The sequence below is a fragment of the Polaribacter sp. genome, from assembly GCF_024639685.1.
In the GTDB taxonomy this organism is placed as follows: domain Bacteria; phylum Bacteroidota; class Bacteroidia; order Flavobacteriales; family Flavobacteriaceae; genus Polaribacter.
Genome location: NZ_JAHEHX010000002.1, coordinates 19,248 through 31,658 on the forward strand (window position 1 = coordinate 19,248; position 12,411 = coordinate 31,658).

The following is a 12,411-nucleotide window of genomic DNA, read 5'->3' on the forward strand; positions in this document are numbered from 1 at the left end:
GGGGCTTTTTTAATTTATTCAATAACTAATTTTCTAATGGTTTGTTTATTTCCATTATTAATTTTTAACAAATACAACCCTTTAGATAAGTTATTAAAAGAAATATCTTCTTTAAACAATATACTTGTATCTCTAAAAACTTTCTCTGCAACACTTCTTCCGCTTATATCAAACAATTCTATTTTCGTTTTAGCAGTGTCAAATGTTTCAAACATTAATGTAAAGTTTCCGTTATTTGGATTTGGAAATAAATTGAACTTATTAAAAGTTACATCATCTAAAGACGGTGTAGCTTCTTCTACTATTATGGTATAGTCTTCGGTTTCTCCATCATGACCATTAATACAAGAGGTTGGAAATTCATTTTCTTCTGGGTCAGAGTATTTACTGATAACTCGCATAACAGTTGAGCCTAATTTTGCATTTGAAGGTACCGTTATTTGTAAAGGGCTTAAATCTGTTGCAACATTGGTAACATTTGCTGCAAGGCCTAAATTATATTCTTCATCTGTATCGTTAAAAACACAATCACCATTCCAATCTATCCATGCTTTAACCAATACTTTATAATTTCCATCTGAATTTACATTTACAGTTAACTCATGGGTATCATCTTTTTTTACATTGGTAGAAATCTCTGTGTAATCAAAATAACCTTGTAGCACTAGATTATCATTATACTTCGAAGAAAATTTATTAATTGTGTTAAATTTTACTAAAGTTGTACTTGTAGCGTACTCAGTTGTTCCGATAGATTCACATAAGGTACAACTTTGCGTTGTAAAAGTATAAGCATCAGAAAAGCTTCCTTCTCCACAAGAATTTTTAGCTTTTACCCTCCAATAGAAAACTGATTCTTGCTCTAAAGCAGGACTATCAAATGAATTTGTATTAGAGCTACCTGAAGCAATAATATTTGAAAAGTTACTGGTAGTAGAAATTTCGATATCGTAAGAAGTGGCATTATCATCTTCTTGCCAAGTTAATACTGGTGCTATTAATGCATCTGTCTTATTATCTTCTGGAGTAGATAATGTTAAGGCACTAAACGGTGGTGAGTTTATATCTAAACTAAGTGCTAAATTTTGAACAACACTTCCACCAGTGGCAGAAACATTTATCGTATAATTAATCGGGTTTACGTCATTAAAATTTAAAATGGTTACAACAACATCACCATTTTCACTTACTGTTTCTGGAGTAAAAGATACTTGAGAATTTAATGGATTGCCTGCACTTGAAAAACTAACTGTTTCTGAATAATTATTTATAAAATCTAAGTTTAATGTATAACTAACCGTCTCTTCACTAACATTACAAGCACTTAAATCTCCAGTGGTGTTTGTAAAAATAAAGGTTGGTTCTGTAGAATTTACATTAATAACTCCTGAATTAATATTATAAAAAATATTACCGACAGCTTCAACCATTATTTTTGCATTGGTTGCTACTTCATTCGGAATTACAATATCTTGAGTACCGTCATTTGGAGTATTAGCAAGAAGAACAACTGGAAATGTTACTCCACCATCTTTAGAAAGTCTAATATTTACAAATTCGCAATTAATTGGCGCTATATCTGTAGTACTTTTTGTCCAACTAATGGTTTGTGTAGACCCTACATCCCAAGTAACATCTGAAGCCTGAGAAGTAACTGTAAAAGCAGCAACATCTGCAACTGTAATTTTAACATCATCTCTTGCTGTACTTCCTCCGCCAACATTATTATCCCTAACTGTGAAGGCAAAATTTAACTCTCTTGCTACTGAGGGAAGCACTTCCCAAGGAGAGGATCCAATACCCCCAACCCCACTATTTTCTGCTAATTCAGGGAAATGCCTATAAGCTACAGTTTTTGAAGGCAAAGACCTAAACATAGGGCCACCACTATTGGTTTCAGCAGGTGGCATTATTTCACCTATTTCGTTATCTATCTGCTCCCAATTATAGCTAAGTGTACCTAGACCATCTGCATCATCCGCCTCTCCAGTTAATTTAAATGGTGTTGATTTTGGAATAGTATAATCTGATCCTGCATTTGCAGTTGGTGTAGCATTATTGGTATCTGTTAATGTAGCACAGCTACCTGTAGTCTGGATAATGCTTTGCATTTGAGAAATACTAACTGTATGAAAATAATCATCACTATTACCTGAAGCATCACCAACACTTAAAACATTTGGATTACAAATACCAGCATAACCCATAATTGTAGACCCACTACCTGGTTCTACAGCTGTAGCATTAGTTCTATTACAATTATTATTCTGTGTATGTGTTGCTCCAAATTGGTGGCCAATTTCATGAACTACATAATCTATATCATAAGGATCGTTTACTGGAGAAGAAATCCCAGTAACACCTCTAGCCTTTTGTCCATCTCTACAAACAACCCCTAAACCTGCTAGACCACTACCTCCAATACTAAAGATATGACCAATATCATAATTTGCAGTTCCTATTTGTAAGTCACAAATACCTTGAACTTCATTTATCATAGTATTCGCAGTACCATCTGTAATTCCGTCTGTATTGGCATCTAGAAAAATAATGTTTGTATTATTTTCTACTAAAACCATTTTTACACCTAAATCTTTTTCAAAGACACCATTAATTCTTGTTAATGAGGTATTCATTGCAGAAAGGACGACTGCTTTTTTATCTTCATCAGTTGCAGACGAGGCAATTCCTTGTCTATTAATATGAAACTGAGCATATTCTCCACTACAAACAACTGCAAGTCTATATGTTCTTAATTTGCCATCATTTACTAGTCTATTAAATATTGGTTCTGAAGCAACTTGTTTCACATTGTCTTCTACCAAACATTGAAAATCTTGTTCTTCTTTAGGTAAATCCAATCTACTATAAACAATGTAATTGTTTTTATCCTTAGAGTAAGGATCTATGTATGTTGTAGCTTCATGTTTTGAAGAAATGACTGCATGTAAACCATCATAACCTATGCTTATCTTAGCAATAGCAGTTGAATCATCTAAACCTATTGCTGTGTATGATTTAATTTCGGGAAACCTTAATTGCAGTGCTGTTTCAAAATTAGACGTTTCTCGAACTAAAAAACGGTTCAAAACCCCACTTTTGTTAGGTAAGTAAATAAGGGTTTTATTTTGAGTTGAAGATTTTTTTAAGACTTTTTGAAAAGCAGTAAGTTTTAAATTTAATAATTGATAAGAAGTTGGAAAATACTCTTTTTGATAGACGTCTTTTTTTTGAAAAGAGTTCTTTGATTGTTCTGAAACACTCCAGAAATTTTGAGCTGAAAATTGATTTACAAAGAGTAATAGTAAAGTTAAAATTGTGAGATTACGTAATTTTTTTTGCATAAATTAAAATTTCAAAAAAGTATGTAACTATCAAATATAGGAATTATTTACCTTTGTATTCGAAATTATGAACAGAAACATACTACTTAAAGACCTTACTTTAAAAGACTATAAAGAAACTTGGGATTACCAAACTGAGTTATTACAAGAGATTGTAGATACAAAAATTTCGAACCGTAAAAATTCTGAAACAGTAACTACCAAAAATCATTTCTTGTTTGTAGAGCATCCACATGTATACACTTTGGGTAAAAGTGGAGATTTGAGTAATTTATTATTAAATGAAATTCAAATAAAAGAAAAAGGAGCTACATTCTATAAAATTAACAGAGGTGGAGATATCACATATCATGGACCAGGACAAATTGTTGGATACCCAATTTTAGATTTAGAAAACTTTTTTACAGATATTCATAAATACTTACGCTTGTTAGAAGAAACAATCATTTTAACTATTGCTGAATATGGTATTAAAAGCACTAGAAGTGAAGGTGAAACGGGTGTTTGGTTAGATGCAGGTACTCCTTTTGCCCGTAAAATATGTGCTATGGGAATACGTTCCTCTAGATGGGTTACTATGCACGGTTTTGCCTTAAATGCAAATGCAGATTTGGGTTATTTTGATAATATAATTCCTTGTGGAATTCGTGGTAAGGCTGTAACCTCTATGGAAGTTGAATTGAACAGGAAAGTGGATATAGAAGAAATAAAAAGTAAAATCTTAAAGCATTTTAAGGCTCTTTTCGAGGTTGAAAAGTTTATAGATTCTTAGCTTATTTTTCCTCGTTGAAATATACTTTATAATACTTCATTTTTTTATCTTCATCGTAACCTCTTTCTAAATATTCTGAGGCTGCATCTGGAGCATCAACATCTAATTTAATGCTGATATTGGTGTCTAACTTAATTTCAGTTTTAAGTTTATTTTTTTCTTTCTTTAAAACAACTCCAGAAACATCAAAATTATTTCTGATAAGAACATCATTTAAATTTTCATAATGCTTCTTGTAATCTTCAAATAAATCTTTGTGTTTCTCTTCTTCAAAGATTTCATCTTTAAAATTATGATAATCTAAAGCCTCATGTTCTTTAAAATAATCCACAGTGTTTGCCAAAAAATTACCTTGCTCTTGTTTTCCAAATTCAGGCTTAATAACTTCTTCAGAAAACTCTTTACATAACTCTAAATAGTTTTGAGTGTGTGAATTATAATCATCTGCAAGCTTAACTCCTAGAAAATTCTTAATCCAATATTGGGCATCATAATTATTATTATCTACAGAAAATACAACTGTACCTTCTGTATCAGAAGTATTCAAAATTAAACAACCTTTATCAATTTTTCTTGTAGATATTCCTTTTTGAACAACAACATCAAAACTCTCATTATCATCTAAATAAGTTTGAAAAAAATCTACTTTATTCTCGATTTTATACACACCAATAGCTTCTGTTAATACATCTTTATACTCAATACCTTCTATAAAAACTACAATAACATCGCCTGTTTTAATTTGTGCAGAATTAGATTGCTCATACAAATGATTTACCATGTTTTTAGAAAACTCTACAAATGCACTTTCGTCTTTAAAAATTTCTGTAGCATAATTATTTAGCTCATTTAGACGAACATCTGCATGATGAGAAAATCGATAACTTTGGGTAAGAGAACCAAAAGGTTTTAGAAGAAAATTCTTCATTAAATCATAACTTTCTTGATCAAAACGAATTAAATCCTCAGAAAAAACATTCTGGCCACTATTAAATTTATTAGCCACTTTATGTAAAATACATTTTGTTATTTCTGCTCTCGTTTTTTTAATCATCTCTAAAAATTTTGGAGGGTAAAAATAGAAAAAGTTTACGGCTAAAAATCTAATTGTTCATAAAAAATAATTCTAATAATTAATGATTTTAATGAATTGACTAAACAAATAAAACCTGAGATTTTAATTACAACTTTAATTTAAGTTGTTCAGGTAATAATTTAAATGTTTTACGATGATGAATGGTAGCTCCAAATTCTCGAATAGCTGCTCTATGTTCTTTAGTAGGGTATCCTTTATTTTTCTGCCAATTGTACATTGTAAATTCTTGATGAATCTTTTTCATATATGCATCTCGATAGGTTTTAGCTAATACTGAAGCTGCAGCTATACTTAAAAATTTAGCATCTCCTTTTACGATAGTTTCGTGAGGAATTTCTTTGTAGTTTCTAAACTTATTTCCATCAACAATAATAAATTTTGGGGGAATTTTTAAGCCATCAATAGCTCTATGCATACCTGTAATTGAGGCTTGTAACACATTTAATTCATCTACCTCATCTTGATATATGAACGATACTGCAAAAGCAATTGCTTGCTCTTCTATAATTGGTTTTAAAATCTCTCTATTTTTTTCTGACAATTGCTTGGAATCATTTAAAAGTGGATGAGAAAAATCTTTAGGCAAAATAACTGCAGCTGCAACCACGGGTCCAGACAAACAACCTCTACCTGCTTCATCTGTTCCAGCTTCTAGACGATAACCACTATAATTTGATTTTAACATGTTACAAAGAAAATAAATTTATAATTAACAGATATACCTATACTTATTAACTACAATTTTCGTTTAATTATTTTACATTTGCTTTTGTTGATTTTTGAAATGAAAAAAACGTTTGTACTTTCTTTTTTGATATTTATATTTTCACTGAGCAGCTTGCATAGTCAAAGAAAACTAGGTGCAGGTGCTAAGAGAGAACAAACTACTAGAATTGGTTTAAACGGAAAAGTTGATACTTTAAATACAAAAAGTTCTACCAAAGTTATTTTATCTGGAAAAACAAAATGGACTGATTATAAGATTATTTCTCATAACAGTGACACAACTTACATAGACACTACTCTTACTTTACAAAAAGAATATAAATTTAATTATTTACGAACTGATAATTTTGAGTTATTGCCTTTTCACAACCAAGGGCAAACCTTTAACAACTTAGGATATAGTTACAATAATATATTGCGTTTACCGGATTTTGGGTTTAGTGCAAAACAGGTAAGTTATTTAGAAGTTGATGACATCAACTATTTTGAAGTACCTACTACAACTACTGAAATAATGTATAGAACAGGCTTACAACAGGGCCAAGTTGTAGATGCTTTATTTACGCTCAACTTTTCAAAAAGATTAAACGTATCTCTATCCTACAAAGGGCTTCGCTCTTTAGGAGCCTACAGAAATGCCTTGGTAAGTAATGGTAATTTTAGAGGAACTTTTAATTATACTTCTAAAAACAAACAATATGAAGTTAGAGGGCATTTAGCAACTCAAGATTTTTATCACCAAGAAAACGGAGGATTAACCCCTTCATCTTTAGATAGCTTTATTAATGAAGATCCAAATTACGAACAAAGATCTCGATTAGATGTAAATTTAAATGATGCTTTTAGTCAATTTGATGCCTCTAGACTTTATATAGAGCACAGTTATAAACTATTAGCTAAAAGAGATACACTAACAGAAAAAGATTTTAGCAATCTTAAAATAGGGCATGTATTAACTAACGAGAATAAAAGCTATGATTTTAATCAAACAACAGCAACAACTTCCATATTTGGAGATACAAATGGAACAGGAGCTTCGGATAATAACGCACAAAGTAAACTCACAAATAACGAATTCAATTTAGAATTTAATTCAAAATATGTTTTAGGGCAGGTAAAAGCCAAAGTACATTTCACAGATTACAGTTATGGATATGACACAATACTAAATACAACTAGCGTCATAAACAACTACCAACTAAAATCTACTGCAGTTTCTTTTGGAGCAGACTGGAATGCTAAAATTAAAAACTTCAATTTAAATGCAGATGCATCCGTTACTCCTGGTTCAGGAATATTGTCTGGAAATTATATAAAAGGAACAGCTGTTTACAAAAAAGACAGTTTATTTGCTATTAAAGGTTCAGTATTACTTAGCTCAAAATCACCGAATTTTAACATGTTACTACACCAAAGTAGTTATGACAACTACAACTGGCAAAACCAGTATAGTAATATAAATACAAGAAATCTAGAGTTTTCAATAGCGTCTAAATGGTTAAATGGTTCTTTACACTTTACAAATATTGATAATTACACCTATTTTAATAAACAAAGTAGACCGACACAATTTGAAGATCAAATTGCTTATTTAAAAGTAAAGGTCAATAAAGAGTTTAAATTTTGGAAATTTGCATTAGACAATACACTCATGTATCAGAATATTAGTAGTGGGAGTTCCGTTTTTAGAGTACCTGAGTTGGTAACTAGAAACACATTTTATTATGCAGACAATTGGTTTAAAGGAGATGCAATGTTTGTAAATATTGGTTTTACTTTTAAATACTTTACAGCATACAATGCAAATGCATACAACCCTCTATTGGCTGAGTTTAGATTACAAGATGAGGAAACTATAGGATTCCCAACTTTTGATGTTTTTTTTAATGCAAGAGTAAGAAGAACTAGACTTTATTTAAAGGTAGATAATGTAACTTCTGGTTTTACGAAAAAGAACTATTTTTCTGCTCCTAATTATCCATATAGAGACTTTACAGTTCGTTTTGGGTTAGTTTGGAATTGGTTTATTTAAAATTAAAATGAGAACAAAACTTAAAAATAATTGGAAGTTTTTTTTAATAATAAGTCTAACGCTTGGGCTAGCTCCTTTTAACCCTCCCCACCTACTAGGTAAAATATCTTGGATTATGGGTGGTAATGCCCTCTCTAAAAAACACGGAATGGCATTAGATGATTGGTTTGATTTGTTTTTACACGGAACACCTTGGCTACTTCTTTTTACCGCAATTACACTTAATATTTTCAGTAAGATTAAAAAGTAACTTTTAATTACTTTTTCTTAAGTAATCTAATTTTTAAATTTAATGCAGCAAATAACAATGTTGTAAATGGACTTAACCAATTAAAAATGGCATATAAGAAGTACTCCCCTACTCCTACTCCTAAAACACTAGACTGATAAGCACCACAGGTGTTCCAAGGAATTAGCACTGAAGTTACAGTTCCAGAGTCTTCTAGGGTTCTACTTAAATTTTCCGGAGCTAAACCTTTGTCTTCATAAGCTTTTTTAAACATTTTACCAGGAATTACGAGTGCTAAATACTGATCTGATGCTACAATGTTTAAACCCAAACAACTTATCACTGTACTTGCAAACAAACCAAAAATAGAACTAGCAACCACTAATAAACTTTTTGTGATTTTAGATAATGCACCAATAGCATCCATAATTCCGCCAAACACCATTGCACAAATAATTAAAAATATTGTCCAAAGCATTCCTTTCATTCCTCCTGCCGCAAATAACTCGGTTAATTTTGCATCACTAGTTTCAATTTGAACATCACTTAAAATTGCTGTTGTTATTGTCTGAAATTTTGAATCTGATAGCCCTTCTAAAATTCCGCCTTGAAATATAAAAGCAAAAATAGAAGCTAAGACAACACCAGCCCCTAAAGCTAATAGAGGTTTTGTTTTTAGTAAGATCATAAAGACCACAATTACAGGCACAATGAATAGTAACGGTGTTATTGTAAAAGTTTGTGCTATTGTAACTAATAAATTACTAACATCTGCACTACCAGAAGTATCAATAGATGCATTTAGAATAGCAAAAACTACTAAAGTTATTATTATAGTTGGCACAGTGGTATAGGCCATATATTTTATATGAGTAAATAAATCTGTACCTGCCATAGCTGGAGCTAAATTTGTAGTATCTGATAAAGGAGACATTTTATCTCCAAAATAAGCCCCAGAGATTACAGCTCCTGCAATCATTCCTGATGGAATACCTAAAGCACTACCAATTCCAATTAAAGCAATACCTACTGTAGCAGATGTGGTCCAAGAACTTCCTGTTGCTATAGAAATTATTGCTGCTATTATTACAGATGCAGGCAAAAAGATATCAGGACTTAATACTTGTAAACCATAGTACACCATTGCAGGAATAATACCACTTACCAACCAAGATCCTGCAAGAGCACCCACTAAAAATAAAATTAAAATAGGCACAAAAACACTCTTCCAATTTTCCCAAACTTCTTGTACCATTATTGTAATCGAGATCTTATTAAGAAAACCAACAATAGCTGCAAAAAAGCCACCTAATAAAAGAATATATTGGTTGGTATATGCACCAAACCACTCTTGCCCTTCTACAAAAAAGATATTATAAGCAAGTAAACCCATTAAAATGAACACAGGAATTAAAGATTCTAATAAACTTAACTCTTTAGTCAAATTATTAACGGATGAATCGTACTCTAATTTACTATTGTTTTCTTTGTCTTGCATATCAAATTAATTGTATTGTAATGTTACGATATTACAGCTTGTTATGCAAATCAAATTGATGTACTTACTTTGCTAAAAAACAATCAAACACAAACTTCTTGCATACAAAATTTCATCATTTGATACGTACGCTCAATGTTATTATCTAGTCCAACAGAAAATCGAATTAACCCATCTGAAAGACCCATCTCTTTTTGTTCATTTTCAGGTATTTCTGATGACGTAGAACTTCCAGGAGCAGAAAATAGGGTTTTATAAAATCCTAAACTTACTGCCAAATAACCTAAGTTTTTCTTTTGCATTAACTCCATTAAAGCATTTGCTTTTTCTAAAGATCCAACATCTATAGTTAGCATACCACCAAATCCATATTCTGTATTCATCATCTCCTTAAATAATTGATGTGAAGAATGAGATTCTAGACCAGGATAAACAGTTTTTACTCCATCTTGTTGAAATTTTTTGGCTAAAAATAAAGCATTTTTACTATGTTGCTTCATACGAATATGAAGTGTTCTCATATTTTTTAAAATAAATGAGGCTCTAAGACTATCCAAAGTTGAACCTAGCAACATACAAGCACCATCGTTTACATTTCGTAAATCATTTATAAATTCTTGAGTTCCACAAACAACACCTCCAACAGTGTCTGAAGAACCATTAATGAATTTTGTTAAACTATGAATTACAATATCTGCCCCCAACTTTGCTGGAGAAATTGATAAAGGAGAGAAGGTATTATCTACCACCAATTTAAAATTGTGTTTTTTGGCTAAAGCTGATAAACCTTTGATATCTGCAACCTCTAAAAGCGGATTACTTACAGATTCGCAATATAAAACTTTGGTGTTTTTAGTAATTGCTGCCTCAACAACATCTAATTTTGTGATATCTACAAACGTAGTTTCTATACCTAATTTAGGTGTAAAGTTTTTTAAAAAAGCATAAGTACCTCCATAGATTGTTCTGCTTGAAACGATATTGTCATTTGCACTACATAATTGCAATAAAACAGGTGTTATAGCTCCCATTCCAGAAGCTGTAACATTTGCAGATTCTGTTCCTTCCATCGCTGCAAGAGCTTCGGCCAAATTTAAATTTGAAGGAGTAGAATGACGAGAGTATAAATAACATCCATCTGCATTACCCTCAAAAGTATCGGACATTGTTTTTGCTGATAAAAAAGTATACGTTGATGAGTCTGAAATTGAAGGATTTACACCTCCAAATTCACCAAATTTCTTTAAATCTTGTATACTGTCTGCTGGATTAAAACTCATAATAAAATGTTATTTTGTTAATACAAAACAACAATTATATAGTTCATTTATCAATATAAATTGTAAAATATAGATTATTATTTTACAATTTTTATATATTTAGAAATATATTCTGTATTTTAAAAATAAAATTAATTATTCAGAAAGAATTACAGCCTATGCATTTAGATCGTATCGATAAAAAACTTATTAATTTACTTCAGCAAAATAGCAAACAGACCACTAAGCAACTTTCTTTACAATTAGATTTATCTATAACAGCAGTTTATGAGAGAATAAAAAAATTAGAAAAAGAAAATGTGTTAGAGAAATACGTAGCAATTGTAAATAAAGGTAAAATAGGAAAATCTTTTTTAGTGTTTTGCCATGTTAGGTTAATTCAGCATACAAAAGAAAATATAACTACTTTTGAGAAAGAGATATTAAAGTTAGAGGAAGTTTCAGAATGCTTTCATGTAAGTGGAGACTATGATTATATATTAAAAATATTTGTAAAAGATATCGAGGAATATCGTCAATTTATGGTAAGTAAACTAACTGCAATAAAATATATTGGAAGTACACATAGTACTTTTGCTATAGAGAGTGTAAAAAACACTACAGCCATTTTTACAAAGTAAAAAACCCAAAACAAAAAGTTTTGGGTTTTGGAGTTATTATTGTTATTTGTTTGAGTGTGACCCATCACAATAACCGTCTTTATCAGATGTATTTCCACATCCACATTTTGGTCTTTCTAGTCTCATATTTTTTAAGCTTTTGTTTTTACTACAAATGACATTTCCATTAAATCATCTATAAATTTATCTTTTAAATTATCGAAGAAAGATTTAGATGCATATTTTACATTAAAATCTGCTCTATTTACCATAAACTTTTCACTAGAAAAAGTAGTAACCCCACCTACTGAAGAAATAGTAGCAGGTATCGTAATACTTTTAGTAACATCTTTAATCGTTAAATTTCCAGTAACATTTAATAAACCTTCATTGGCTTCAACACTAGTAATGATAAATTTAGAGGTAGGAAATGTAGCAATATTAAAGAAATCTGCACTTGTTAAGTGACCAACTAATTTTCCATTTCCTTCGTTATCTGCAGGAATATCTAATACCGTTATTGTAGACATGTCTACAACAAACTCTCCTCCTTTTAAATTACCATTTTCTAAAACAATTTCTCCTTTTAAAAGATTAACAATTCCGTTATGAGATCCTGTAGGTTTTGTTCCCTTCCAATTTAAAACTGAAGCAGTTGTGTCTACATTGTTTAAGAGTGTCTTTTTCCCTTCTACTTTAACTTCTTCTTTTGTTTCGATTGCCTTTTTACTACTTTCACTTTTACAAGCTGTTAGTACTAAAGCAACCATTATTAGTGATAAAAATACTTTTTTCATGCGATAAGATTTAAATTAATATTTATTTTCCATGGCAA

At 30.7% G+C, this 12,411-nt stretch carries 10 protein-coding genes; 4 read left to right on the top strand and 6 right to left on the bottom strand.

Going from position 1 to position 12,411, the window contains the following annotated elements:
* Positions 1 to 14: 14 nt before the first annotated feature.
* Complete coding sequence (locus Q0L44_RS01380; protein WP_296634247.1) at positions 15 to 3,344, bottom strand: reprolysin-like metallopeptidase; 3,330 nt, start codon at positions 3,342 to 3,344, stop codon at positions 15 to 17.
* A gap of 67 nt (positions 3,345 to 3,411) precedes the next feature.
* Here Q0L44_RS01380 and lipB point away from each other — a divergent pair, with 67 nt between their 5' ends.
* Entirely contained in the window at positions 3,412 to 4,116 is a 705-nt protein-coding gene (lipB, locus tag Q0L44_RS01385) for a lipoyl(octanoyl) transferase LipB (protein WP_296634250.1), read from the top strand.
* Between the two features lies 1 nt (position 4,117).
* On the opposite strand, the gene Q0L44_RS01390 is transcribed toward lipB, so the two are convergent.
* On the bottom strand, positions 4,118 to 5,170 hold the full coding sequence (locus tag Q0L44_RS01390; RefSeq protein ID WP_296634252.1) for a nucleoid-associated protein: 1,053 nt from the start codon (positions 5,168 to 5,170) through the stop codon (positions 4,118 to 4,120).
* A 127-nt stretch (positions 5,171 to 5,297) separates the two neighbouring features.
* Positions 5,298 to 5,897: a ribonuclease HII gene (locus tag Q0L44_RS01395; RefSeq protein WP_296634255.1), complete on the bottom strand. Its 600-nt coding sequence runs from the start codon at positions 5,895 to 5,897 to the stop codon at positions 5,298 to 5,300.
* A 153-nt stretch (positions 5,898 to 6,050) separates the two neighbouring features.
* On the opposite strand from Q0L44_RS01395, the gene Q0L44_RS01400 reads away from it, so the two are divergent.
* Together Q0L44_RS01400 and Q0L44_RS01405 are read left to right on the top strand one after the other, a co-directional pair.
* The gene (locus Q0L44_RS01400) at positions 6,051 to 7,970 is read left to right on the top strand and encodes a putative porin (RefSeq protein ID WP_296634257.1); all 1,920 of its coding nucleotides are present in this window, start codon (positions 6,051 to 6,053) and stop codon (positions 7,968 to 7,970) included.
* Positions 7,971 to 7,977: 7 nt separating this feature from the next.
* On the top strand, positions 7,978 to 8,220 hold the full coding sequence (locus Q0L44_RS01405; protein ID WP_296634258.1) for a hypothetical protein: 243 nt from the start codon (positions 7,978 to 7,980) through the stop codon (positions 8,218 to 8,220).
* Positions 8,221 to 8,227: 7 nt separating this feature from the next.
* On the opposite strand, the gene Q0L44_RS01410 is transcribed toward Q0L44_RS01405, so the two are convergent.
* Complete coding sequence (locus tag Q0L44_RS01410; protein WP_296634260.1) at positions 8,228 to 9,697, bottom strand: Na+/H+ antiporter NhaC family protein; 1,470 nt, start codon at positions 9,695 to 9,697, stop codon at positions 8,228 to 8,230.
* Between the two features lie 83 nt (positions 9,698 to 9,780).
* Complete coding sequence (locus Q0L44_RS01415) at positions 9,781 to 10,977, bottom strand: aminotransferase class I/II-fold pyridoxal phosphate-dependent enzyme (protein ID WP_296634262.1); 1,197 nt, start codon at positions 10,975 to 10,977, stop codon at positions 9,781 to 9,783.
* Positions 10,978 to 11,135: 158 nt separating this feature from the next.
* Here Q0L44_RS01415 and Q0L44_RS01420 point away from each other — a divergent pair, with 158 nt between their 5' ends.
* Positions 11,136 to 11,597 carry an Lrp/AsnC family transcriptional regulator gene (locus Q0L44_RS01420; RefSeq protein WP_296634264.1) on the top strand — a complete coding sequence of 154 codons (462 nt, stop codon included), beginning with the start codon at positions 11,136 to 11,138 and terminating at the stop codon, positions 11,595 to 11,597.
* 131 nt (positions 11,598 to 11,728) lie between these two features.
* Here Q0L44_RS01420 and Q0L44_RS01425 read toward each other — a convergent pair whose 3' ends face one another.
* Entirely contained in the window at positions 11,729 to 12,373 is a 645-nt protein-coding gene (locus Q0L44_RS01425; protein WP_296634266.1) for a YceI family protein, read from the bottom strand.
* Between the last annotated feature and the right edge of the window lie 38 nt (positions 12,374 to 12,411).